The organism is Wohlfahrtiimonas chitiniclastica, assembly GCF_002252325.1.
Classification (GTDB): Bacteria; Pseudomonadota; Gammaproteobacteria; order Cardiobacteriales; family Wohlfahrtiimonadaceae; genus Wohlfahrtiimonas; species Wohlfahrtiimonas chitiniclastica.
The window spans coordinates 468,147-492,018 of record NZ_NEFL01000002.1 but is presented as its reverse complement, the minus strand read 5'-3'; the positions used below and the strand labels follow the sequence as shown (position 1 = coordinate 492,018).

21 protein-coding genes and 4 tRNA genes are annotated in these 23,872 nt (G+C 43.2%); 3 read left to right on the top strand and 22 right to left on the bottom strand.

Features of this window, described 5'->3' with window-relative positions; translation table 11 throughout:
• Positions 1-13 precede the first annotated feature (13 nt).
• Together thrC and B9T10_RS07540 are read right to left on the bottom strand one after the other, a co-directional pair.
• Positions 14-1,414, bottom strand: coding sequence for a threonine synthase (gene thrC, locus B9T10_RS07545; protein ID WP_008316722.1), 1,401 nt, complete (start codon positions 1,412-1,414; stop codon positions 14-16).
• A gap of 102 nt (positions 1,415-1,516) precedes the next feature.
• Positions 1,517-2,278, bottom strand: coding sequence for a hypothetical protein (locus B9T10_RS07540; RefSeq protein WP_246781908.1), 762 nt, complete (start codon positions 2,276-2,278; stop codon positions 1,517-1,519).
• A gap of 184 nt (positions 2,279-2,462) precedes the next feature.
• Here B9T10_RS07540 and B9T10_RS07535 point away from each other — a divergent pair, with 184 nt between their 5' ends.
• Positions 2,463-3,752: a Glu/Leu/Phe/Val family dehydrogenase gene (locus B9T10_RS07535; protein WP_094538191.1), complete on the top strand. Its 1,290-nt coding sequence runs from the start codon at positions 2,463-2,465 to the stop codon at positions 3,750-3,752.
• 50 nt (positions 3,753-3,802) lie between these two features.
• Here the strand turns inward: B9T10_RS07535 and B9T10_RS07530 are convergent, their stop codons facing one another.
• The 12 genes from B9T10_RS07530 to B9T10_RS07475 all read right to left on the bottom strand — a co-directional run bounded on the left by B9T10_RS07530 (position 3,803) and on the right by B9T10_RS07475 (position 11,897).
• The gene (locus B9T10_RS07530; RefSeq protein ID WP_094538190.1) at positions 3,803-5,212 is read right to left on the bottom strand and encodes an MFS transporter; all 1,410 of its coding nucleotides are present in this window, start codon (positions 5,210-5,212) and stop codon (positions 3,803-3,805) included.
• Positions 5,213-5,305: 93 nt separating this feature from the next.
• A tRNA-Pro gene (locus B9T10_RS07525) sits at positions 5,306-5,382 on the bottom strand.
• A gap of 42 nt (positions 5,383-5,424) precedes the next feature.
• Positions 5,425-5,500, bottom strand: a tRNA-His gene (locus B9T10_RS07520).
• Positions 5,501-5,528: 28 nt separating this feature from the next.
• Positions 5,529-5,605, bottom strand: a tRNA-Arg gene (locus B9T10_RS07515).
• Between the two features lie 25 nt (positions 5,606-5,630).
• Positions 5,631-5,707: transfer RNA gene (locus B9T10_RS07510), tRNA-Pro, on the bottom strand.
• Between the two features lie 65 nt (positions 5,708-5,772).
• Positions 5,773-6,924, bottom strand: coding sequence for a tRNA nucleotidyltransferase/poly(A) polymerase-related protein (locus B9T10_RS07505; RefSeq protein WP_094538189.1), 1,152 nt, complete (start codon positions 6,922-6,924; stop codon positions 5,773-5,775).
• A 1-nt stretch (position 6,925) separates the two neighbouring features.
• On the bottom strand, positions 6,926-7,903 hold the full coding sequence (locus tag B9T10_RS07500; protein ID WP_094491669.1) for an alpha-L-glutamate ligase-like protein: 978 nt from the start codon (positions 7,901-7,903) through the stop codon (positions 6,926-6,928).
• Position 7,904: 1 nt separating this feature from the next.
• A complete protein-coding gene (locus B9T10_RS07495) occupies positions 7,905-9,479 on the bottom strand; it encodes a UUP1 family membrane protein (protein ID WP_008316733.1) in 1,575 nt (524 codons plus the stop codon).
• An 11-nt stretch (positions 9,480-9,490) separates the two neighbouring features.
• Positions 9,491-10,048 (bottom strand): ATP-dependent zinc protease family protein, encoded by a 558-nt coding sequence (locus tag B9T10_RS07490; protein ID WP_008316735.1) that lies wholly within the window; start codon positions 10,046-10,048, stop codon positions 9,491-9,493.
• A gap of 23 nt (positions 10,049-10,071) precedes the next feature.
• A complete protein-coding gene (ruvA, locus tag B9T10_RS07485; protein WP_094538188.1) occupies positions 10,072-10,668 on the bottom strand; it encodes a Holliday junction branch migration protein RuvA in 597 nt (198 codons plus the stop codon).
• A 3-nt stretch (positions 10,669-10,671) separates the two neighbouring features.
• Positions 10,672-11,154 (bottom strand): crossover junction endodeoxyribonuclease RuvC, encoded by a 483-nt coding sequence (gene ruvC / locus B9T10_RS07480; protein ID WP_008316737.1) that lies wholly within the window; start codon positions 11,152-11,154, stop codon positions 10,672-10,674.
• The gene (locus tag B9T10_RS07475; RefSeq protein WP_008316738.1) at positions 11,151-11,897 is read right to left on the bottom strand and encodes a YebC/PmpR family DNA-binding transcriptional regulator; all 747 of its coding nucleotides are present in this window, start codon (positions 11,895-11,897) and stop codon (positions 11,151-11,153) included. Before B9T10_RS07475 ends, ruvC begins: the two co-directional genes overlap by 4 nt.
• Positions 11,898-12,091: 194 nt before the next feature.
• Here B9T10_RS07475 and pepQ point away from each other — a divergent pair, with 194 nt between their 5' ends.
• Positions 12,092-13,408, top strand: a complete 1,317-nt coding sequence (pepQ, locus tag B9T10_RS07470) for a Xaa-Pro dipeptidase (RefSeq protein ID WP_094538187.1) — start codon at positions 12,092-12,094, stop codon at positions 13,406-13,408.
• A gap of 70 nt (positions 13,409-13,478) precedes the next feature.
• On the opposite strand, the gene B9T10_RS07465 is transcribed toward pepQ, so the two are convergent.
• Both B9T10_RS07465 and B9T10_RS07460 read right to left on the bottom strand, forming a co-directional pair.
• Positions 13,479-16,814: a PilC/PilY family type IV pilus protein gene (locus B9T10_RS07465; protein WP_094538186.1), complete on the bottom strand. Its 3,336-nt coding sequence runs from the start codon at positions 16,812-16,814 to the stop codon at positions 13,479-13,481.
• Between the two features lie 293 nt (positions 16,815-17,107).
• Entirely contained in the window at positions 17,108-17,917 is an 810-nt protein-coding gene (locus B9T10_RS07460; RefSeq protein WP_008316741.1) for an endonuclease, read from the bottom strand.
• Positions 17,918-18,039: 122 nt separating this feature from the next.
• On the opposite strand from B9T10_RS07460, the gene B9T10_RS07455 reads away from it, so the two are divergent.
• Entirely contained in the window at positions 18,040-18,879 is an 840-nt protein-coding gene (locus tag B9T10_RS07455; protein WP_094538185.1) for a ribonuclease Z, read from the top strand.
• Here the strand turns inward: B9T10_RS07455 and trmD are convergent.
• The 6 genes from trmD to ftsA form a co-directional block, all read right to left on the bottom strand.
• A complete protein-coding gene (gene trmD / locus B9T10_RS07450) occupies positions 18,859-19,557 on the bottom strand; it encodes a tRNA (guanosine(37)-N1)-methyltransferase TrmD (RefSeq protein ID WP_063455834.1) in 699 nt (232 codons plus the stop codon). The genes B9T10_RS07455 and trmD overlap by 21 nt on opposite strands.
• Positions 19,547-20,059 (bottom strand): ribosome maturation factor RimM, encoded by a 513-nt coding sequence (gene rimM, locus B9T10_RS07445; protein WP_094538184.1) that lies wholly within the window; start codon positions 20,057-20,059, stop codon positions 19,547-19,549. The genes trmD and rimM overlap by 11 nt, the downstream gene beginning before the upstream one ends.
• A gap of 64 nt (positions 20,060-20,123) precedes the next feature.
• The gene (gene rpsP, locus B9T10_RS07440; RefSeq protein ID WP_008316748.1) at positions 20,124-20,375 is read right to left on the bottom strand and encodes a 30S ribosomal protein S16; all 252 of its coding nucleotides are present in this window, start codon (positions 20,373-20,375) and stop codon (positions 20,124-20,126) included.
• 129 nt (positions 20,376-20,504) lie between these two features.
• Positions 20,505-21,431 (bottom strand): UDP-3-O-acyl-N-acetylglucosamine deacetylase, encoded by a 927-nt coding sequence (gene lpxC / locus B9T10_RS07435; protein WP_063455662.1) that lies wholly within the window; start codon positions 21,429-21,431, stop codon positions 20,505-20,507.
• Positions 21,431-22,555: a cell division protein FtsZ gene (gene ftsZ, locus B9T10_RS07430; protein ID WP_008316753.1), complete on the bottom strand. Its 1,125-nt coding sequence runs from the start codon at positions 22,553-22,555 to the stop codon at positions 21,431-21,433. The genes lpxC and ftsZ overlap by 1 nt, the downstream gene beginning before the upstream one ends.
• 57 nt (positions 22,556-22,612) lie before the next feature.
• Positions 22,613-23,872 (bottom strand): cell division protein FtsA, encoded by a 1,260-nt coding sequence (gene ftsA, locus B9T10_RS07425; RefSeq protein ID WP_008316754.1) that lies wholly within the window; start codon positions 23,870-23,872, stop codon positions 22,613-22,615.

The window sequence follows — 23,872 nt, the reverse complement described above, 5'->3', positions numbered from 1 at the left end:
GGTCCAATCCTTTTTAGCTTAATTGCGTAACAACATATTGTTTCAATAACTGTGCATCGACCGGCAACTTTTCAAAGCGCTGTGGCAATGCTTCAATCTGTGCATAGTCAGCAGGACGCTCTGGCACAAAACCTAAGGCTTGCTCAACAGTTTGTGCGAATTTAATCGGCTGAGCGGTCTCTAAATACATTTGTGGGATGCCTGCATCCTTGTATTGTGCGGCCACAAAAATACCATCTGCGGTGTGGGGATCCACCACCACATTGAAGTCATCATACACCTTACGGATGGTTTCCACACGATTGTCATGCAAACTCTGACCTGACTCAATGTTCCAGTTTGCACGCTCTGCCCAAATGGGGTCTTTAGTCAAATCAAAATAACCTTGCGTTTCAATTTGTTCCCACAATTGACGCGTGCGATCCGCCCCAAGCAATAAATAGATGAAGCGTTCAAAGTTACTCGCCTTGGCAATGTCCATTGATGGGCTTGAGGTCAAATGCACATCTTTAGAAGCACGCGGGCGATAAATGCCTGTTTTAAAGAATTCATCAAGCACATTATTTTCATTGGTGGCCAAGATGAGTTTACGAATCGGTAAACCCATTGCACGCGCATAAATGCCCGCAAAAATATTGCCAAAGTTACCCGATGGAATGACAAAATCCATGGGCTCGCCAATCTCTTTTGCCGCCGCTAAATAAGCTTTAAAGTAGTAAACGATTTGCGCTAAAATGCGCGCCCAGTTAATGGAATTGACTGCACCTAAATGGTTTGCCGCTTTAAATTCCGCATCGTTATTCAGGGCTTTGACCAAATCTTGGCAATCATCAAAGACGCCTTCCACAGCAATGTTAAAGACGTTCTCATCTTGCACTGAATACATTTGTGCCGTTTGGAAATCACTCATGCGGCCAAATGGGCTGAGCATGAACACATTGATGCGTGGTTTGCCACGCATGGCATGAATGGCGCTTGAGCCTGTATCGCCGGATGTTGCTCCCACAATGTTCAATTGTTGATCACGTTTTTCCAGTAAATATGGAAACAATTCACCTAAAAACTGCATGGCCATATCTTTAAAGGCAAAGGTTGGGCCATTAGATAAACCGACCACATAATCTTCATTGAGCTTAGAGAGGCTGACAACCTCCTCAATACCAAATTTTTCGGCGGTGTATGCTCTTTCCACAATGCCTTTTAAATCATCAGCCGGAATGTCCGTAATGAAGCGGGACATCACATTAAAGGCAAGTTCAGGATAACTGAGCGATTGCCATGCTTGTAAAGTCTTGGTATCTACGGTTGGCACTGTCTCTGGCATGGCTAAACCACCATCTTTGGCCAATCCCTCTAAAACAACATCCGAAAACGCCTGCGGCTCGCTTTTTCCTCGGGTACTAATAAATTGCATGATATTTTCCATTCCAAACTGATCAATGTGAAAGAACGAGATTGATTAAAGCACACAACAAAGCGGATCATCAAGGTGCGCGCTAAAATAAAATCCATTGTTTTATTCGTTAATCTCATAAGGATCGATCACGATGTAGTCGATGATTTGCGCCGTTTTTGGATCAATCACCGCCGTCATGAAGAGTGGCGACTGTTTTTCAGGAGAAAAATAACGAATCGGCAACCACATAAACTCGGCTTTTTCGATGGCGTGCTTGGCCATAAAATCCGCCGCCGCTTGTGTCGCTTCACCGTTTTTTGCAAAGTCCTCATATCCTTTGGCCATTTTTAACACCCGATCAATGTTATCCTCATACGGCACGTAATATTTTGGCTGCTTTGAAATGTCTAGCCCAAAGAGTGCATCATTGTTGACTTGAATGCGCGCCTCTTGATCAGGCACGGTTTGTTCAACATCCACCACAGCCATTTTGAGTCCTTCAAACAAAGGCAGACGATCAAACGGCGCTGTGTTTGCTAGATTCTCTGCACTCACCTCTTGATCCACCACCAATTCAAAGCGATCTGCATCAAAAGCAATGAAGACTGGGCGCGAAATGGAGATTGTCCAAGCACCCCATGCAAAAAATGCCAGCTGACACAATGTGATCACAGAGATGTCTAATATTTTCTCTTTGCGGGACTTATGGGGCTTATATGCAAAGCCCACACATAGCGGTCCCACACACAGATCCACCATCACAATCATCCAAACCAATTGATAGCCACCGATTTCCGTGGCCCAAATGCCAGGATACCAAAGGTGCACGATGAACAACGCAAGCCCACCGATTAAGACAATGCTGAATAAAAAATGATACAAAAAAGCCTTGAGATTAAATACTTTCGATAATGACATCATAATTTTACTGAGTTCTAGTGAATGATCGGGGATTATACAATAAACTGCGCATGAAAAAATTTTACCTTATGGCTTGCAATTAAAAATAAATTGATAATAGAATCGAAAGGTAGACAAAATTATAACCACAGTAGGGGAACACTCAATGGAACACGACGCATATAATCCTTTCACGCATGCTCAAAAACAATTTGATCATGTGGCGACTTCGTTACATCTTGAAGAAGGTATGAAAGATCTTCTTCGCTCACCGATGAAAGAGATTCACTTTTCCATCCCGATTAAAATGGACGATGGTTCAACGCGCGTGTTCAAAGGTTTTCGCATGAAGCACAATGAGGCTTTAGGCCCTGCGAAAGGCGGCATCCGCTTCCATCCGCATGAAAGCGTTGATACAGTGCGCGCTTTATCGATGTGGATGACATGGAAATGTGCCGTTGTTGGCTTGCCATTAGGTGGTGGTAAAGGCGGTGTGATTTGTGATCCACAAACACTATCTTTAGCCGAACAAGAGCGCATTTGTCGCGGTTATGTGCGCCAAATTCATACGCTCTTTGGCCCAAATACAGATGTCCCTGCCCCAGATGTGATGACCAATGGTCAACACATGGTGTGGATGCTCGATGAATTTGAAACCATCAATCAAGGTCACTTCCCTGGCATGATCACCGGTAAACCTGTGAATTTAGGCGGATCACAAGGCCGCACAGAAGCCACAGGCTATGGCGTTGTGTATCACCTGCTCGCCCTGCTCGCTAAAAAAGGACTCGACATTCAAAACACACGCGCAAGCATTCAAGGCTTTGGCAATGTTGCACAATATGCCGCAGAGTTATACAGTCAATTAGGCGGAAAAGTTGTGGCGGTCTCTTGTTGGAATCAGAAAGATCAAAAAAGCTACACTTTCCGTGATTTAAATGGCTTAAATGTGGCAAAACTTTTTGAAATTAAAGATGCTTTTGGCAGCTTAGACATCGAGAAAGCTAAAGCCCTAGGCATTGAGATTTTACCTGGCGAAGCATGGATTGAACAAGATGTAGAGATCCTCATTCCTGCTGCCCTTGAAAATCAGATCACTTTAGAATCCATGGCAAAAATGTCCAACAATGTTCAAATCATTTGTGAAGGCGCCAATGGCCCCACTGCCTATGAGGCCGATGCAGCTCTATTTGAACGCGGTGTCACCATCATTCCTGACTTTTTATGCAATGCAGGTGGCGTCACATGCAGCTACTTTGAGCAAGTGCAAGGCAATACTAACTTCTATTGGGATAAAGAAGAGGTGCTCTCTAAATTGCAAACCTTTATGAACAATGCCTTTGAGAATGTTTATAACGTTGCAAAAGAAAAAGAGATCAATCTGCGTGATGCGGCATACACCATCGCCATTACACGCGTGAAAGAAGCTGTACAAGCTCGCGGCTGGGCATCTTAATTTGACCCATTAAAAAAAGCACCGAATGGGTGCTTTTTTATGGTCAGCATTCAGCGCTTGAAGGTGCGATTGGCCATATTATCCCCATCAGTGCCTTTTAAAATCACAAACACTAACGTGGAAAACAATGTAAAAAGCCCCATGATGATCATCGTGGCTTGAAAGGGCTCGGTTTTGTGATCAAAATAGGCCATCGGCACATGGGCAAAGATATTCATAAAGATGGCTGCAAATGCAATCGCGAGCGTTAAAGACGCTTGCTGCACCACCAGCATCAGGCTATTGCCACTGCTGACATTATCATCCGTTAGATCCGCAATGGTGAGCGTATTCATCGCACTAAATTGAATGGAGTTACAAAAGCCCAATGCAAACAACAAGCCAATCAATACCGCAGCATGCACATGCGGTGCCACAAAGCCCATCACCATGATCAAAATACTGATCAATAATGTATTGATGATCAGCACCGTTTTATACCCATACCAACGCATGATGGTGGTCACCATGGGTTTATTGATGAGGTTTGCCAAAGCCAATGGCACCAGCATCCAGCCTGACAGTTCGGGCGTATAACCCATCCCCACTTGCAACAATAATGGCACCACAAATGGAATGGAGGCAATGCCAAGGCGCGCTAGAATCCCACCAAAAATCCCCACCACAAAAGTGCGAATCTTAAACAGTTCCACAGAGTATAAGGGCGAAGTGCTGTAATAGGCATAAATCCAATAGCTCACCAATAACAACAAACCTAAACAAAGCAGCATCATGGAAAACACTTCATTGTTTTGACGGCTGATGAACTGCAAGCCCAAAATCAACAATGAGATGGAAGCAGCAAACAGTACATACCCCACATAATCCATCTTCACATTGTCCGCTTTATAATCAGGCATGAAGAAGATCGCAAGGCTCAAACAGATCAAGCCAATTGGTAAATTGATCAAAAACACCCAGTGCCAGGAGAGATATTGCACCAAATATCCACCTAAAATCGGGCCGAGCATCGGGCCAATCAATGCAGGCGTAATCGCATAATTCATGATGCGTAAAATATCTGACTTAGGATAGGTTTTAAAAATCGATAAGCGCGCCACCGGAATCGAAAGTGCCCCGCCAACGCCTTGCAGGACACGCGCAAGATTAAGCTGCGTTAAGTTCATGGACAATGCACAAAAGAGCGAGCCTAATGTAAACACAAATAAGGAAATGATGAAGGTATACTTTGTGCCAAATTTATCGGAGATGATGCCACTTAATGGCGTACAAATCGCCAATGTGAGTGCATAACTGATGATGGTGGATTGCATCTGTAAGGGCGATTCGCCAAGATCTTTGGCCATCGTGGGCAACGCGGTATTTAAAATGGTGGTCTCTAACATCTGCATAAAGATGGTGACCCCTAAAATCCACGGCAATACTGCTTTAGATCGGTCGGATGCAATCGAATTGGCCATAATGTCTTCTCTGTCCACAAATAATGGATAACAGAATACCACTCAAAACCATAAAGTTTAAGTGGTTAAAATATACATTAAGGATTTAAAAGATGGTCGGGGCAGAGGGATTCGAACCCCCGACCCACTGGTCCCAAACCAGTTGCGCTACCAGACTGCGCTATGCCCCGAAATCGATATAACCCTTCGAGCTCTCGAAGGGTTATGAATAGTGGGGTGAACGACGGGGATCGAACCCGCGACAACTGGAATCACAATCCAGGGCTCTACCAACTGAGCTACGTCCACCATTGTTTGTTGCCAGAGTAATCGAGAATGGCGCGCTCGGCAGGACTCGAACCTGCTACCCTCGGCTTAGAAGGCCGATGCTCTATCCGGATGAGCTACGAGCGCTCAGGTCCAAGCTTACTCTTAAAATTGGTCGGGGCAGAGGGATTCGAACCCCCGACCCACTGGTCCCAAACCAGTTGCGCTACCAGACTGCGCTATGCCCCGTTAATCTTGTTCTCTAAAAGAGGACGCCACTATATAGCTAAATTTAAATCGTGTCAAACATGTGTTTAAAATTTAATCATTTTATCGATCATTTCTAAACGATGTGCCGCAATTTTCTGTGGAATTTCTTTTGGCAATACATTCTCAATCAATGGTTTAACATCCACCTGACTCAATGCATCATATATGGATAATAATTGCTTTGACCATTCATTGAATGCAGATTGATCACCATGTAATTCAGAAAAAATTGCCATGCTTGCTAAATAATCATGCAATTGATCTGGCTTACGGAAGGCATCTAAACCGAGCAATAGATCTAACCAGGTTTGCGCCACCGATAAATCACGCGTTGGCCAATCTTTCCACGTATGTAATTTCTCTGCCGCTGCCTTTTCCTGCGCCGATAAACGATAGCGCGCTGCAAATTGCTTCACCTCTGCCATTGTTTTAAAGATCGATAATAAAAGCGCCACACGAATGTGCATGCCCTGCTCTGCTTCAATGCTCATGCGAAGCGCAGCAAACATTGCCTCCACAGCAGTTTTATGCTCATCAAAATAGGGTTGAAAATAGGGTTGCAACGCAGGAAACACAACTTTTAATGCACCTAAATCATAGAGCGCTTTAAAATAGTGTGCCGCATTCACGTCACTCAATGCCTTGTGAGTTTCGAGCCAAATGCGCTCTGCCACTAAATGATCAAGCTCACCGCTCTCCACCATTTTGTGAACCAAGTGCGCAGTTTCGCTCGCAATTGTAAAACCATCCTCATAAAAACGTGCATAAAAACGCGCCAAGCGCAACACGCGTAAAGGATCTTCTTCAAAAGCAGGACTCACATGGCGTAAAATCCGAGCATTGAGATCATCATGCCCGCCATAAGGATCATATAAATTGCCCGCATCATCTTTTGCCATCGCATTGATGGTCAAATCACGGCGCAATAAATCCTCTTCAAGCGTCACATCTGGCGTGGCAAAAACAGCAAAGCCCCCATAACCATGACCTTGCTTGCGTTCAGTGCGGGCAAGTGCGTACTCTTCTTTCGTTTTTGGGTGCAAAAAGACCGGAAAATCCTTGCCCACTTGTTGATAGCCTTGTGCCACGAGATCCTCTGCCGTTGCACCGACCACCACCCAATCACGATCCTTCACTGGCTTGCCAAGGAGTTCATCACGCACAGCCCCGCCCACCTGATATATTTGATGACTCATCTTAAAATCCAAAATGCTCTTGAGAAAAGGCAATGCGCGCTGCAAAGTCCTCTTCTGGTAAATCTTTGGCTTTGAGCATCGCTAAACGCGCTTCCACAGTTTGATTGCGCGCGGCTAAGCCTGAGTCATTGGCGATCTGAATGTTTAAACCTGGACGCGCATTGAGCTCAAGAATCATCGGACCTTTTTCTTGATCAAGCACCATATCCACCCCAATGTAGCCAAGGTTAGAGAGCTCATAACAGCGACTTGCCAATGAAATGAAATCCTCCCAATGGGGAATTTGCAGATCAAAAATACTGTTATTGGTGTCAGGATGGCGTTCAATTTTGTCATTGAGCCATGTCCCACGTAAAGTTTTACCCGTGCGTAAATTGATGCCTGCCCCAATCGCCCCTTGGTGAAGGTTCGCTTTACCGCTCGATTGACGGGTGGGTAAACGCAGCATTGCCATCACAGGATAACCTTTAAGTACAATGATGCGAATGTCCGGCACACCTTCAAAACTGATGGATTTAAAGACAGGATCAGGCGTCACACGATACTCAATCATCGCCCGATCACGCATGCCACCTAATGAGTACAAGCCCGTCAATATATTGGAGATTTGATACTCAATTTCCGTCATGGTGATGAGTTTACCTGAGATGGTTTTAAAGCGATTTTCATCAAAGCGATCAGCCACCACCAAAATGCCATCACCGCCCGCCCCTTGGGCAGGCTTGATGACGAAATCTTGGCGATCTTTTAAAATCTTACGCAGATTACGCGTGATCTCGCTTTCCGTTTCAATGATGCCATAGAGCTCCGGCACACTGATGCCCTCCTCTATTGCCCGTGCTTTGGTCAGGATTTTATCATCCACTAAGGGATAATAACGGCGATCATTGTATTTAAGGATGTAATCGCCATTACGCTGATTGATCCCCATGATGCCGCGTTTTTTCAAATCCTTCCATGTTTGAATATAACCAAACATATTAACCTTCCTTCACCAGTGCTTTAAAGCGCACCAATTCCGTTAAACGGTAACCACGATAACGACCCATCGCCAACATAAAGGCAATGAGGATCAATAAAATGCCTGGGAATGTGAAGGCAAAGTAGCTGAGCTCATTTAAGTTCATCACATAAAAGGCAATCGAACCTGTGAAGAATGTGCCAAGCGCCACTTTAAAGGCAAATGCACCGCCGCGCTCTTCCCATGTGACGGATAAACGCTCAATGGTCATGGTTAAAATGACCATCGGGAACAATGTCACAGATAAACCTTGATCTAACCCAAGCTTGTGACTCACTAAACTTAAGATGGCAATTAAAATCACCACGCATGTTAAAACGATTGACAATCTTGGCAACATTTGTAGTTTTAAATGCTCAAGATAGGATCGTATCGCAAGGCCAATGGCCACAATGACGCTGAATAAGAAGATCCCAAACACCAGCCCTGTTTCACGAAATGCCAATGCAATCAACACCGGAGTAAAGGTTCCTAAAGTTTGGACACCCACAATATTGCGGAAGATCAAAATGGCCAAAACACCAAATGGGATCACAATCATGGTCAAATAGGTTTCTTGGATTTGAATCGGCAAGCTATACAGTGAATACGTTAAAAAGCTGCTGGCCTCTGCATTGTTCACTTTATTGGAGATGATGCCTTTTGAGGTCAATTCTCTATCATCTAAGCTGAAATTAATATTTGCCTTGATGTCATTTGACACCGTCAATAACGGATCATTGCCCACCCACCAAATGAGGCGGTCATTCGTTAAGCCGCGTTGCCCAGAATTGAGATCAAAATAGATCCATTCACCGAGTTTTTTCTCATCTTGAGATTTCTCAATGTAGCTGCGCACAAACATTTGTGGCTTTTGATTCGAGCCAATGCTGAGTTTTAACGTGTGCACAAATTGAATCGGGATACGCGCTTGGGACAATAACACTTCCAACATTTTCCCGCGATTCTCAATGGAGTAATCACCTTCTAACAATGTTTTGGCATAATCATTGCGACGATCATTCAACGTTTGAATGGCTTCAGAGACAAAAGTTGCCGTGTCCGATGACAATTCACGAATGCTAGCAATTAAAGAATCAGCGGCCACTTTTTGTGCGCCTTCTAACGGGATCGGTTCACGATACACTAAGCCCTTAGGGCCAATGTAACGCTCCACATTGCCGGCCTCTTCTGACACCAATAAGCGGTAATACAAGGTTTGATCACCGGTGGCTCTGCGTGATGAGAGGATCAATTGCTGATTGCCTAAAGGATCAATCTCACGGGCCACGCCATAATTACGGGCAAGGATATTGTCATCTTCTAAAATCACGGTGCTTAAACCATTTTCTTTAGAAGGGATGAACAATTTCACTTTCACAGGTTTTGAGCCGCGGACATTGAAATTGATTTTCGTATCAATCGTCCAAACAGACCCACGGGAATCTTCTGTCAATGGGATTTTAAGCACCCATGCTTGATAAGCAATGGAGCCAAAGCCAATCACCAATAACAAAGTGATTAATATTTTAAGATGCAACGTTAGTGATTTCATATCTGCTCTTTCTATTGTTGACAATTCGGTTGTGTGGTTTCAGATAAAGCGGGATCCACCACAGCTTTTAATTTGATCAATCCTACTTTACCAATCAATATCGGGTATTGAAAGCGTGAGCGATCTTGTAAATTGACTTCCATCTTCTTGCGCTGATTGCCAAGACAGATCTCTAACTCAATCACAGGACGCTCTGATGATGTTGGCACCCCCTCATGCATGCGCTCACCTTCACGATTCTTAATGCGGCTCATGCGCTTGATGGGAAACTCATAAGTTTTATTGTTTTTTTCCAGTTGAAAGCGCACCCACTTCTCTTTATTTTTAGTGAAAATCTTGATCTCTTTTGCACTCAAAGAGGCCGTTTTTGCACCCGTGTCTAATTTCGCGTGCAATTGAATATTGTTGAGCTGTGGCAAAACCACCTGTTCATCGTGTCCATAAACATGTTTGACCACCTCAGGTTTTTGCACAGGGGTCGATTCAGTGGGTTGATCACTTTTCTCTTCTGCCAACACCGGCGCAAAAAACAAAGGGAACAATAGCAAAAATTTTGAAATTGTTTTCATAAGGGTCCTTATCAGTAGCACATTTATTTTTTCATAGAGGATTGCAAGGCAAGCTTGATGAGCTCATCCACCGCCATTGCAGGTTGCGCGATCTTTTTAATCATCTTCTCAGCATCGCTCTGTTTATAGCCTAATGTAGCCAAAGCCAATACGGCATCTGTGGTCGGATCAGCCATGGGTGTTTGTCCATTAAAGAGATCGATACCCAACGATAATCCTTTAATCTTATCTTTTAATTCTACAATGAGGCGTTCTGCTGTCTTTTTGCCAATGCCTGGCACACGCGTTAAGCGCGCAACATCTTCACTTGAGATCACTTCATACAATTCACTGACCGATAAGCCAGAGAGAATCACAATCGCGCTCTTTGGTCCAATGCCAGAGACTTTAATCAATAAGCGAAATGCCTCTTTTTCTGCCTGCGTATAAAAGCCATAAAGCAAACTGGCATCTTCACGCACAATGTTTTGAATCTCTAATGTGGTGCTCTCGCCAGCTTTTGGCAACATTGAGAATGTGGACACAGGCACTTCAATCTCATAACCAATGCCGCCGACATCTAAAATCACAATGTTCGGTGGCATTTTTTCCCAAATCAATCCCTTTAAGCGTGCAATCATTTTTTATTTCACTCCCAAAACTGGTCCATGAAAACCATGTGTCAAGGCGATGGCCAATGCATCGGCGGCATCTGCTTGCGGTTTTCGACTTAATTTTAATAGATGTTCCACCATGTGCTGCACCTGCTCTTTTGTGGCATGGCCATTGCCCACCACCGTTTGTTTAATGCGCGTGGGTGTGTATTCATGAATCTCAATATTCGCTAAAGCCGCCGCACACATCACAACACCGCGTGCTTGCCCTAACTTAATGGCAGATTGAGGGTTTTTATGAACAAAGACCTGTTCAATCGATAAGACATCCGGCTGATAGAGCCCGATCAATTGATCAAGCCCTTCAAAAATCGTCTTTAAACGATTGCCGGTGGTTGCCTTCACATCCATGCGAATGCAACCACTGTCGATGTATTTAGCTTTATGATTGACCCATTCAATCACGCCATAACCAGTGATGCGACTGCCTGGGTCAATGCCTAAAATAATCACAATTGACTCAAAATCTCGCTAGAGATGTCCGCATTAGAGTACACGTTTTGTGTGTCATCTAAATTTTCTAACATGTCCAACATTTTGATCATTTGCTTAGCATCATCTAATGATAACGCCACATTATTTGCTGCGCGCATTGTCACTTCTGACTCTTCAGGCTCTAACCCTTTTTCCACCATAAAATTATAAACCGTTGCATAATTTTGTGGCGTGGTTAACACATCAATGGAAGTATCATCATTGACAACGATATCATCAGCACCTGCCTCAATCGCTGCATCTGTAATGGCATCTTCATCGGCACCTTCAGGATAAGACAATACGCCTGTTTCTGTAAATTGGAAGGCAACAGAGCCAGACACGCCTAAATTACCACCGCATTTTGTAAAGGCATGGCGCACTTCACCTGCGGTACGGTTACGGTTATCTGTCACACAATCCACCATCACAGCCACACCGCCAGGACCATAACCTTCATAACGAATCTCTTCTTGCGCGCTGTCAGAATCACCGCCTAAACCACGCTTGATGGCACGCTCCATCGTATCTTTGGACATGTTGTTAGACAACGCTTTATCCATCGCTAAACGTAAACGCGGATTGCTCGCAGGATCACCATTGCCTGCCATGCGCGTAGCGATGGTGATTTCGCGGATCAAACGCGTAAAAATTTTACCGCGTTTCGCATCCTGTGCGCCTTTACGATGTTGGATATTTGCCCATTTACTATGACCTGCCATGAAAGCTCCTTAAACTTTAACAATTAACTGCATGTACACTCAAAATCAATGCATTTTATCACAAAGCCCCCCGGGGTTTGCAACCACCGACAAAGATTCCCATCCATCGTGCTTTCATGGTTGGTTATTTGCGGCGCGTGCATTATCATTTGTGGTGACACATTCAATCATAAAGTCATCACAAGGAAAACATTATGTCCCTTTATCAAGATCACTTAAACACACTTCACGCAAAAGCGGCAGATTTTTTAGCCTCAGAACAATTAGATGCTTTAATCCTAACCGCGGGCATGCCACATTTTTATTATGACGATGACATTGAGATTCCCCATAAAATGCCCGCAAGTTTACGCCATTGGATTCCCGAAAACATTGGCACACATCAATATTTAGTGATTACAAAAGATGCACGCACGCTTTACAGCCACCGCCCAAAAGATTTTTGGCTCAAAGTCAAAGAGAGTTTTGATCCATGGTCGGACGCCTTCACCCTTGAACCTCATGAGTCATTAGAAGGCTTATTCGCCGCCTTAAACAACGCCACACAAACACAAAAAACCATTTGGCTCGGCCCTGATGTACCCGATGAATTTGCCCACAACATCGCCACACAAACACAAAAAATGGCCATCGACAGTTGGCGCCTCATTAAAACTGAATTTGAAATTGAATGCATGAAGCTTGCCTCGATCCGCGCGGCTTCTGCTCATGTGGCGGTGCGCGAATCACTCAGTGAATACATCAGCGAATTTCAGATGAATTTAGATTATTTAGATGTGACTGGGCTGCGTGAATCTGAATTGCCGTACGGCAACATCATTGCTTACAATGATCATGGCAGCATTTTACATTATCAAGATTTAGATCAAACACCACCTGCTGTTTTAAACAGTTTTTTAATCGATGCGGGCGCTGTGTATGACGGTTACATTGCAGATATTACCCGAACCCATCCGGGGGAAGATGCTGATCCTTTTTTCATCACGCTCCTTAAACACATGCGCGCCATTAAACTCGCATTGATTGATGAGTGCAAAGCGGGTGTTTCCTATATGGACATTCATCGTTATGCCTTAAAGCTCATCGGTGAACTGTTGATTGAGCATCAATTCATTGTGAACATCGAGCTTGCAGATGCTGTGGATAAAGGCATTGTGCGCGTCTTCTTCCCACATGGCATCGGGCATTTATTGGGCTTAAACACGCATGATACGCCAAGCATCGCCAAATCCTTAAAAGAGAGCAATGAAACCTTTAAAACCCTGCGTCTGACGCAATCGCTGCAAAATAATATGGTGCTCACCATTGAGCCTGGCATCTATTTCAATGACACCTTGATCACTCAAGCGTTAGAAAATCCTGAGATCGCACCGCATTTAAACCTTGAGCGCATCAACCCGATGATGAGCTATGGCGGCATTCGTGATGAGGACAACATCGTCATTTGTGATGATCAACCGCGCAACCTGACCGCTGAAGCATTTGCTGAAATTGGCGCACCCAATTTTTAATTCTCTCTTCATGAACACATAAAAAAATCCCTTGCCATGGCAAGGGATTTTTGTCTTCAGCCGTCAATCATTAGAAACTAAAGATTTTCTGAATGCCAATGCGTTTAGGATCTAAGACTTTCTGATTTAACAAACTGCGATCATATAAATCGCACTCTAAACCACCTGTTAAATCACCTTCACAATAAGCGGCATAACCTTCAGGGTCCGTTGCATGCGTACTGTTCTCTTCACCCACTGCCACAATTAATTCCTCTGCGGCCTTAGCATCAATTTTTTTAAGATCATCAATGTTAGTCACACTGTTTCCTTCTGGCGCTGCATATAACTCATCACCAGTTAAACCACCCGGTGCGTTATTCGTTTTACCCTTGTTACTTAAACCAATTTTATTGGATGCGCCACCCGTTTTCACATCAATCGCCAATGATTTACCAAATGCTGCATCTGATAAGCATGGATCATCTAAACCGTCAATCGGTTTACCACCTTCACGCTCATGCACGCCCCATGTTGAAAAGGTAATCGCTTTATGACGCGCATCATACTTCGGTTCTTGAATGACACGTTCACCACTTTTGTCACCATCAGCAATCAAACGTAAATACCAACCATCTTTGTTAGAAACATTAACAGGTGCTTTAATCTCTAATTTATGTGTGTCTGTATCTGTATAGTTGACATTTGCTTTATTAGCATATTCAACCTTGCCTGGGCTCAAATCTTTTTGGGTTAAAACAGGGGCTAACACTGATGCAGCACTAGAGCTCATCGCACTTGCTTTTGCCGTGGAAGCAGCGCTGGTTTGATTCGAGTCAACCACTGCATAAATACTATGTTCAACCAAAGATTTTTCACCACGGTCAAGCTCTTTACTCGCAGCCATACCCGTACCGAAATAAACCGTCACTTTGCCCGTAATGTCATTTTTCAATAATAATGGCTTAATGGAAATGGCGGATTGTCCAAAACCTTTTTCCGGTGCTTTAAATAAAGCGGTGACTGTGACATCACTATCTTTTAATCCTTTACCATTAAAATCAACTCGATAAAGTGTGCCTGAGTAATCGCCCACATAAATGCGATCCACCATTTGACCCGCACCTTCAGCATGCACCAACATCGATGGCGTTGATGCACCACCACCTTGTGGATTGAGAACAATTTCACGGATCTTTTCGCCTGTATAAGCATCAATGAAATAGATGCTCGATTTTTGTGCACCAAAACCATTACCAAAGACAGCAACGGCTTGGCCGACTTTGACGCCATTTAAAGGATTCGTCCGATTAAAAAACTCAAAACCCGAATAAGTGTAGCCTAAGTTTTCAAAACCTTTGGTTCTAAACTCTTTAGGCCCTTCGTTAATGATTTCAAACAATGGTTTAATTTGAGTAGATGTCGAAGTAAATAATTGACCATTATTGGTTGTACCTTCAAAGATACTGTAACCCACCAAGCCTTTACCACCACTGCCCATAGATGTTAAACCAATGGTTGCATATTGATTTGCACCCACTTTGGCATCCACAAAATTGGTTCGTCCTTCCATCACCAACGTTGCCGATCGATTCACTTTGGCAATGTCATCGATTCGACTGGCCAACATTTTTGGAAAATATGCCGTGTTGCGTTCACCTGCACGATAACCTCTAGCCAGCCCTCTTTCCGCATTGATAAAATTAATAAAACCATTATTATCACCCACAACCAAGTGATTCACAGGTTGATTTTTTGCTTTAAACATCAACCACTTAACCAAACCTTCTCTTAGCTCACCACCCATTTTTTTAGGCGTAATGTCAATATATAATTCATCTTTATTGGCCAATTTAATGTCTGAGTTTGTCACACTACCAATGGGCGTTAAACGCCCACGTAAATTGTGTGCATGTGTTGTCACCTCATGATCTGTCAACCATGTCACATATGTTCTGTCATAATTGTTGCCTGAATCAGGATATGCCTTTTTATAAATTTCATTCATGGCACGAATGGATCGATCATCGCTCAAAAGTCCGCCTAATGTAACGTATCGGCCCTGATTACTTTTAACCGTTTGATCTGTATTCCATAACTCTAAAGTTGCCTGTTTTGGCTTACCTGCCGCATCCACTTGAGGGATTTTTTTACCTGAAGCATCTTCAGTCCAGTCACTGATATAAGGCACCATGGCACGAATGGTACCAAACTGCTGTCTAAAGTTGTAAGTGGTATCATAACGAATCGCACCCATGGATGACAAATCACCTTTTTTCGGTGTGCCAAACAAAATATCAGCATTCGCCTTATCATTCATGGCTTTCGTACTACTGGTACTTTTGATAATGGCAGAGAAAATCGTATCAAAGGCCAATAAAAGATCTTGAGCCGTTCCCTTATTTTTTTCAAACCCTAAATTCATCCCTTTACTGGCACTGGTTAATTCAGTATAAACATCTGCTGTGGGTTTAATGTACAAACTCACACTGTGCACTGTAATGGGCATTTTGGTTGAAAATTCATCATGCCAATCTTTACCTGCATCATCCTTTTCTTTAATGCCCCAAACTTCTCTACGCCATGGATCTAAACCCAATAGTTTTGGTTTAAATGCATCACGTAAATCTGTATTGGCGGCAATATGACCCAATGTCGAACCAAATCTACCCAGTTCAACTGAGCTGCTTAAAATCACACCATTACTGATCACATCTGTATTGGAATTTAAAGAATTGACATAACGACCGAATAAATGCCTATCTACCTCAGCAATGCCCACAGAGGTATCACCATAGGGTTGTCCATCTGTCATCACAATCATATGATTTTGCTGACAACGATATCTTAATGGTGTTTCTAATTGTCTGCCCTCATAATATCTAGTTCGATAAGACTCATATTGAATGGTACCATTCGCGTTCATCCCACCACGCGCAGACACTGGCATGCCTCGAAACATTTTCAATGTATCGTAAACTGCAGGACGAATGGGTGTATTGCCCGGAGAGCGTTCTAATAATCTTGAAATTCTGTCAATCACATCCCATTTAAAATCATATTCACTCATTTTTGAATAATCATCTAAAGGCAGTTGAATCAATCCAGATTCATTACGATATTGATAGATTAAAGTAATGCCCAAATATGCTTTGTCACGATATTTATATAATAAACTTTGTACAGCATCGTCTAATGCTTTAGTTCGCAATATATACCGACCACCTGGGCGATCTAAAATATCTCGTGATTTCATTGATCCTGAATCATCAAGCACCATATGAATATTCGGCTTCGCTTGGGCGGTATTAAACACAGGCTCCGTCGATGGCACAAATTCTTTTTTTTCTTCAGAAAAGGCTAGCGACCCGATGGCAACGGGGGCTAAGGCGAGTAACATTTTTATCAATAATGTTTGCTGTTTCATGGATGACTCTCGATACCCTAATTTGTTATAAATGACTGTCAATTCTATGATCGAACCTAAAGTGATCGTTCCGTTATGGTACTGAAAAATCTCATAATATAGTGCTCAACCATCATATAATTTATAAAAAATTGCTTTAAATCAAAGTGCCCACATTCAGAAAACCTCGCACTTTACGCAATTTAACTTTTATATTATAGAACATCTCTGTCTAAGTTTGACAAAATACATCGGTAAATCAACAAAAAGCGCCATACAGCGCCTTTGTTGAATCTTAAAAAACTGACATTGCTTTACTTTTTACATTGTGAGGTGATGAATGGATTATCATTGCCTTGCATTTTAGCGATGATCTCATTGCGGCGGCACTCCCAAGCATCTACAGGATACGTGCGATTCCATTCATTCATGAGCTTTTTCTCTTGCTCAGCCACTTTGATGCCATAACGCGCTTCCATGTATAAATAAGTGCGGGCAATCACGCCTTTGATCTCATTGCGTGGCTGCACTTGGCGCTTTTTAGGATCCACAGCAAAATGGCATTTACCATACTGACCAAAACGCTTGGTAAACTCACTGTAACGGAAATTTGAACGATCCCCATTCACTTCCCCAATGGCTGGCTGCAAGTTGTGCATATCCCCTTCCATCACATTAAATTTGGCATAATCTTGGCAATTTTTACGGCCACCTTCTTGCCAACATTGCAAATTTTTACCAAAGTTATGAGCGGGCATGACATGCTCCCACTCAATGCGGTTAGCACGCGCAATGTTGCTTTGATTGCGCACTTGATAACCACATTTTTTAAAATCTAAACTCGATTTACGCTCTTCATAGGTGAAATCACAACCACAATAAAATTCTTTAATATTTGGATTGTCTTTGTACAATTTGATCAATTTTGTTTTGGCTTTTGCAAACGTTTGTACGTCACGCGAGTCACCCTTATCACTCTTTTCAATGATGGTTTTGCCACCAAAGAATGAAGCGATCAATGCAAAGACAATCATTGCGATCGTTTGTAAGGGACGTCGTTGAAATTGTGTCCACAAGCGAGATAAATCTTGTGGGGTCACGGTTTTTTGTGGTTTTTTCGCCATCTTTTATGCCATTTGTATCATTAAAAGTCGCATACTATAGCAATCTATGGGCAGCACCTCAATCAAACCTGAGATTTTAAATTCTGCTATAATGCCAAAATCCGTCAACTCAGGGCACTCGCATGAATCTCACATTCTTAGGCACCGGCGCTGGCCGTCCATCTTTACAACGCAATGTCACCAGCATGGTTTTAGATTTAACCCAAGAACGTCATGAGATGTGGCTATTTGATTGCGGCGAAGCCACAGGCCATCAAATCCAACGCTTACAGCAACAAGAATCTAAAAATAATGTTCAATTGCCTGGCATCACGTTGCCCAAAATCTCTAAAATTTTCATCACCCATTTGCATGGTGATCATATTTTTGGGCTATTTGGTTTTTTAACGAGCCGCTCGATGTCTGGCTGCCAAAAGCCATTGACGCTCTATGGCCCAAAAGGCATTCGTAAAATACTCGAAACCGTGATTGAGATTTCTGAATCCTTTATGCTCTTTCCCTTTGAGATTGTGGAATTAACGCCAAACAGCGATCCAAGTCAACCATTCACTGTGTTTGAAGATGATACCATTACTGTTACAGCCATTGAATTGCAACATCGTGTGCAATCCTTTGCCTATCGAATTGAGGAACATCATCTCCATCGTGATGGGAAAACCGTCGTGATCTTTGGGGACACTTATCCTTGCGATAATGCCATCACCATTGCCAAAGGTGCTGATTTTATGGTGCATGAAACCACATACGCCGCAGAGTTTGAAGAACTCGCCTTACAGCGTGCCCATTCAACCACTGTACAAACTGCCACAACGGCACATACAGCAAATGTGGGTAAACTTTATATGACCCACATCAGCTCACGTTATTATAATCAAGCATTGCAGCAGCAACTGATTGATGAATGCCGCTCAATTTTTCCAAACAGCCATTTAGCTCACGATCTACTTCGTGTGGAGATTTAATTTTTCCCACAAATCCGGGCGGCGTTCTTGAGTGTCTGCAATTGATCGCTCAGTGCGCCATTTGGCAATGTTTTTGTGATTGCCTGAGAGCAACACATCGGGCACACGCATGCCGTTGATCTCTTCTGGGCGCGTATAGTGCGGGCAATCTAATAATCCATTGCTGAACGAATCTTGCTCAAAGGATTCATGATTCGATAACACATCTGGCAACAGACGCGCCACTGAATCAATCACCACATTAGCTGCAAGCTCACCGCCAGACAACACATAATCCCCAATCGATAATTCAAGATCAATTTCACTGTCAATGATGCGCTCATCAACCCCTTCATAACGGCCACACAATAAGACAATGTGTGATTGCTCAGAGAGCGTTTGCACGAGTTGTTGATCCAACAATCGACCGCGCGGCGAGAGATAAATGCGAAAACCACGCGCTTGACGGGTTGCTTTAATCTCATCAAAAGCATCTTTTAAAGGCTGATACTTCATCACCATGCCAGGACCACCGCCATATGGGCGATCATCCACAGTATGATGAATGTCTGTGGTGTATTGACGAGGATTCCAACAACGGGTTTCAATGCTGCCCTTTTGATGAGCGCGTCCGACAACACCAAGTTCGCAGTAACCCTCAATCAATTCAGGAAAAAGCGTGATGACATCAAAGATCATCTTCATCCCAATCCACTAAAATGACACGATTTTCCAAGTCCACATCTAAAATGGCATGACCACGCGTGAAAGGAATCAATGTGGTTGCACCACCTTTTTTCACGATCATCACATCATTTGCGCCCGTTTCTAAAAACTCAGACACTTCACCAAAGATATGGCCTTCAGTATTTTTAACTGTAATGCCCAATAAATCTGCCCAGTAAAATTCACCCTCTTTGAGATCTTCTAACTGATCGCGCTCAATGAAAAGCTGTAAACCGTAATAAGGCTCAATCGCTGTGCGATCAATGAAGCCTTCAAACTTAATCACCAAGCTTTTGCCTGCATATTGGGCTTTTTCCACCACCAATGTTTGCCACTCATTGTTTCTGAAGACATATAGATGATCATAGTCAAAGATGGCATCTCTTGGGCGCGTTTCAGAAAATACTTTCACAAAACCTTTTAGGCCGTAAAAACCGTTAATTTTACCCACAATAATTTTATCGTGATTGTCCATATAAATCGCCTTCAAAAAAAAACCTCACTCGAGCGAATGAGGTATTTCTATTATTCAAAACTAATTATTGAGCTTTTTTGTTTAACTCATTAATTAATTGTTTAACACGATCAGTTGGTTGTGCACCCACACCTTTCCAATAGTTTAAACGATCCATATCAATGCGTACACGTTCTTCTTGACCTGAAGCGATAGGGTTAAAGAAACCTAAACGCTCAATATAACGACCTGTTGCAACGTTTCTGCTGTCTGCAGCAACGACTTGATAGAAAGGGCGCTTCTTAGATCCACCACGTGCTAAACGAATTGTAACCATAAAATAAAAATCCTAAAAATATCAATAATTAAATAACACAGTACTTCTTTTAAAATATAGAGACACGATACATAGAGAAGCACAAAAATAACATCTCATTCTACTACAAAAGTTAGAAAAAGAAAATATTTAAGCGTGTACAAATGTTGGCAATGTAAATTGTGCAAAAATGGAGAACTCTTCTTCTTCGCATGTCACCCATTCATACGCATCCGGCTGGCTCATCAACTCACGAATCAAGAGATTGTTCAATCGATGTCCTGCTTTATAGCCCACAAATTTACCTAAAATCGGATAACCTAATTGATATAAGTCACCAACCGCATCCAACAATTTATGACGCACAAATTCATCTGGATAACGCAAACCACCTTCGTTTAAAATGCGGTAGTCATCCACCACAATGGCGTTGTCTAAACTGCCACCTAAACCTAAGTTGTATTCGCGCATCTTTTCAAAGTCACGCATGAAACCAAAGGTTCGCGCACGTGAAAACTCTTCGATGAAAACTTTTGCTGAAAAATCACACGCAACATGATCGCCCGTGCGATTTAAAACAGGATGATTAAAGTTGATGGTAAAGTCTAAGGCAAAGCCATTGTATGGCTCTAATGTTGCCACTTTATCATCTTCTTTGACGCTCACTGTTTTCTTAATTTTAATGAAACGCTTCGGCGCCTCTTGATCAACGGTGCCCGCTGATTGTAACAAGTAAACAAACGGTGCAGAGCTGCCATCCATGATGGGCACTTCCGCAGCGCTCACTTCAATCAACACGTTGTCAATCCCGAAAGCAGCAAGGGCTGCCATCAAGTGTTCAACCGTAGACACCGTCTCTTTTGAGTCCGGACCACTTGCAATTTTTGTGGCAAGCATGGTCTCGATCACGCCTTCAGCCGACACTTTAAAAGGTGTGCTGTTTGGCATGTCACTGCGTTTAAATTGAATGCCAAAATCAACGGGCATAGGATGCAACGTCAGGGAAACTTTCTTCCCTGAGTGTAAACCGATGCCAACGGTTGAGATGGTCTGTTTTAACGTTCTTTGCTTAATCATTAATTTGATTGCTTTCTCAAAAAGGCGGGAATATCTAAGATTTCACCAAACAATTTGTCCTGCTTAGAACCGCGACGCTCCGCAGGATGCTCTTCTTCCTGCTCTTCCACAGTCGTCGCAACGCGGCGACGTGTGGTTGGTGCTGTTGTGGTGTCTTTTGGTGCATCTAAACCAGTCGCAATGATGGTGACACGTAATTCATCACCTAACTCTTCTTCAATGGCTGTACCAATGATCACCGTTGCATCATCAGATGCATATTCACTGATCATCTGACCCACTTCATTGTATTCACCAATGGAGAGACCCATGCCACCTGTAATGTTCACTAAAATACCCTTAGCACCCGCTAAGTTAATGTTGTCTAACAACGGAGAGGCAATGGCTTCTTGCGTCGCTTCACGCGCACGATTGTCGCCAGATGCTGAGCCCACGCCCATCATCGCCATACCTTGTTGGCTCATCACTGTTTTCACGTCATTGAAGTCAAGGTTGATTAAACCGGGCTTAATGATGCTCTCAGAGATGCCTTGAACAGCGTTGTACAACACGTTATTTGCTGCGGCAAATGCCTCAACTAAACTGGCGGTTTTACCTAACACTGTCAATAAACGTTCGTTTGGAATGGTGATCAAAGAATCCACATGATCGGCCAAAACTTTTAAGCCATCATTGGCCGCTTTTTCACGCTTTTTGCCTTCAAAGCTAAAGGGTCTTGACACCACAGCAACGGTTAAAATCCCCATTTCACGGGCAATCTCAGCAATCACTGGCGCAGCACCTGTTCCGGTACCACCGCCCATGCCGGCTGCCACAAAAACCATGTTCGCACCATCTAATGCTTCTTTGATGCGCTCTTTATCTTCTAGAGCGGCTTGACGACCGATCTCAGGGTTTGCACCAGCACCTAAACCTTTGGTCAATGATGATCCTAATTGAATCATGATTTCTGCTTTGGTTTTTTTAAGTGCTTGCGAGTCAGTATTAGCGGATAAAAAGTGAACACCTTTTAAACCTGAATCAACCATATGAGTTACAGCGTTGCCACCAGCGCCACCAACGCCAATAATTTTTATAATTGGTTTTTGGTCTTCAAAGTCTTGGTGTAATTCAAAAACTGGCATCTATAAAACCCCATAAAAAATAAAATTCACGCCATTATAGCAAAATATTCTTAAATATTAAAAATATTGCTTTAGCCCCTTTTTGACTTTTTGAAGGAAGGTCAACTTCGGTGCCTCTTCAATCAGTCCACGATGATGTATCAAATATTCTTGCTGCGTTCTTAGCAATCCTATCACATTTGCATACTCTGGATCACTAATATTGATATTTTTTTCACGCAGTTTTGGATCAAGCTGCACATTTTTCACATACCCAACACGCACCGGTTGGTCAAAATAGCTGATCGCAGCATCCACGAAACCATCAATATTAGCAGCGCCCCCTGTAAATACAAGCCCTGCCCCTAACATGTGATCATAATAGTTGCTTTTGAGGGTTTGACGAATGAGCCCAAAGAAATCATCATAGCGTGGCTCGATGATGGCAGCTAAATCAGCACGCGAGACGGTTTTTACACCTTGATGCACTGGCATGCTCACCATCTCACCATGAGGCACGCGATCAACGCTCGCTGAACCATATTTGACCTTAAAGCTTTCTGCAAGATCCGTACTCATATGCATCACGCGGGCAATGTCCATAGTGACAAAGTCACCACCAAATGGAATGCTCACCACATCTTTTAATTGACCATTGATGTAAATGGCTAAATCTAAAGTGCCACTGCCAATGTCCACTAAACAGACACCTAAGCGCTTTTCATCTTCCGTTAATACCGCAATTGAAGAGGCTAACCCTTGAAACACAAAATGATCCACATCAAAATTGCAGCGACGGATACATTTACGTGTATTGTCTAATGCATTGCTCGCCGCAGCGATTGCTAGCGCTTTAACCGCTAAGCGAATGCCCGCCATGCCAATGGGATTGGTGATGCCTTTTTGCTTATCAATCTCATACTCTTGGGGAATCATGTTGATGATTTCAGAGCCCTGAGGCAACGCCATGTCATAAGCTGTGTTCAATACCTCTTGCTTATCTTTATACGTCACTTCTTTACGATTGATCGGCACCATGCCACCGGTTTCATAACACTCAATGTGTTTGCCAGACAACGACGCCGAGAGCGAATAAATTCTACATTCGCTCTGTTGCTCTAAATCTGTGATCGCATTTTTCACAGCCGCAGCCACTTGCTCAATGTCTGAGATTTCACCAGCATTGACGCCATATGTTTTTTGGCGGCTCAATCCACGAATGATCACATGATGATCATTCACTTCCGCCACCACTGCCAACACTTTGCTGGTCCCAATGTCTAAACCAACCACTAAGCTTGGCGTTTCTTCATTCACAACTTGTTTATTATCTGCCAT

Excerpts from the sequence above, each read along its gene's own strand:
- B9T10_RS07460 (WP_008316741.1), bottom strand. The coding sequence starts at position 17,917 with ATGGCGAAAAAACCACAAAAAACCGTGACCCCACAAGATTTATCTCGC.
- thrC (WP_008316722.1), bottom strand. The coding sequence starts at position 1,414 with ATGCAATTTATTAGTACCCGAGGAAAAAGCGAGCCGCAGGCGTTTTCG.
- B9T10_RS07500 (WP_094491669.1), bottom strand. The coding sequence starts at position 7,903 with ATGTTTGGTTATATTCAAACATGGAAGGATTTGAAAAAACGCGGCATC.
- B9T10_RS07455 (WP_094538185.1), top strand. The coding sequence starts at position 18,040 with ATGAATCTCACATTCTTAGGCACCGGCGCTGGCCGTCCATCTTTACAA.
- trmD (WP_063455834.1), bottom strand. The coding sequence starts at position 19,557 with ATGATCTTTGATGTCATCACGCTTTTTCCTGAATTGATTGAGGGTTAC.
- B9T10_RS07475 (WP_008316738.1), bottom strand. The coding sequence starts at position 11,897 with ATGGCAGGTCATAGTAAATGGGCAAATATCCAACATCGTAAAGGCGCA.
- B9T10_RS07505 (WP_094538189.1), bottom strand. The coding sequence starts at position 6,924 with ATGAGTCATCAAATATATCAGGTGGGCGGGGCTGTGCGTGATGAACTC.
- B9T10_RS07490 (WP_008316735.1), bottom strand. The coding sequence starts at position 10,048 with ATGAAAACAATTTCAAAATTTTTGCTATTGTTCCCTTTGTTTTTTGCG.
- B9T10_RS07495 (WP_008316733.1), bottom strand. The coding sequence starts at position 9,479 with ATGAAATCACTAACGTTGCATCTTAAAATATTAATCACTTTGTTATTG.
- rimM (WP_094538184.1), bottom strand. The coding sequence starts at position 20,059 with ATGGACAATCACGATAAAATTATTGTGGGTAAAATTAACGGTTTTTAC.
- B9T10_RS07530 (WP_094538190.1), bottom strand. The coding sequence starts at position 5,212 with ATGGCCAATTCGATTGCATCCGACCGATCTAAAGCAGTATTGCCGTGG.
- B9T10_RS07535 (WP_094538191.1), top strand. The coding sequence starts at position 2,463 with ATGGAACACGACGCATATAATCCTTTCACGCATGCTCAAAAACAATTT.
- lpxC (WP_063455662.1), bottom strand. The coding sequence starts at position 21,431 with ATGATTAAGCAAAGAACGTTAAAACAGACCATCTCAACCGTTGGCATC.
- pepQ (WP_094538187.1), top strand. The coding sequence starts at position 12,092 with ATGTCCCTTTATCAAGATCACTTAAACACACTTCACGCAAAAGCGGCA.
- ftsA (WP_008316754.1), bottom strand. The coding sequence starts at position 23,872 with ATGGCAGATAATAAACAAGTTGTGAATGAAGAAACGCCAAGCTTAGTG.
- rpsP (WP_008316748.1), bottom strand. The coding sequence starts at position 20,375 with ATGGTTACAATTCGTTTAGCACGTGGTGGATCTAAGAAGCGCCCTTTC.
- B9T10_RS07465 (WP_094538186.1), bottom strand. The coding sequence starts at position 16,814 with ATGAAACAGCAAACATTATTGATAAAAATGTTACTCGCCTTAGCCCCC.
- ftsZ (WP_008316753.1), bottom strand. The coding sequence starts at position 22,555 with ATGCCAGTTTTTGAATTACACCAAGACTTTGAAGACCAAAAACCAATT.
- ruvA (WP_094538188.1), bottom strand. The coding sequence starts at position 10,668 with ATGATTGCACGCTTAAAGGGATTGATTTGGGAAAAAATGCCACCGAAC.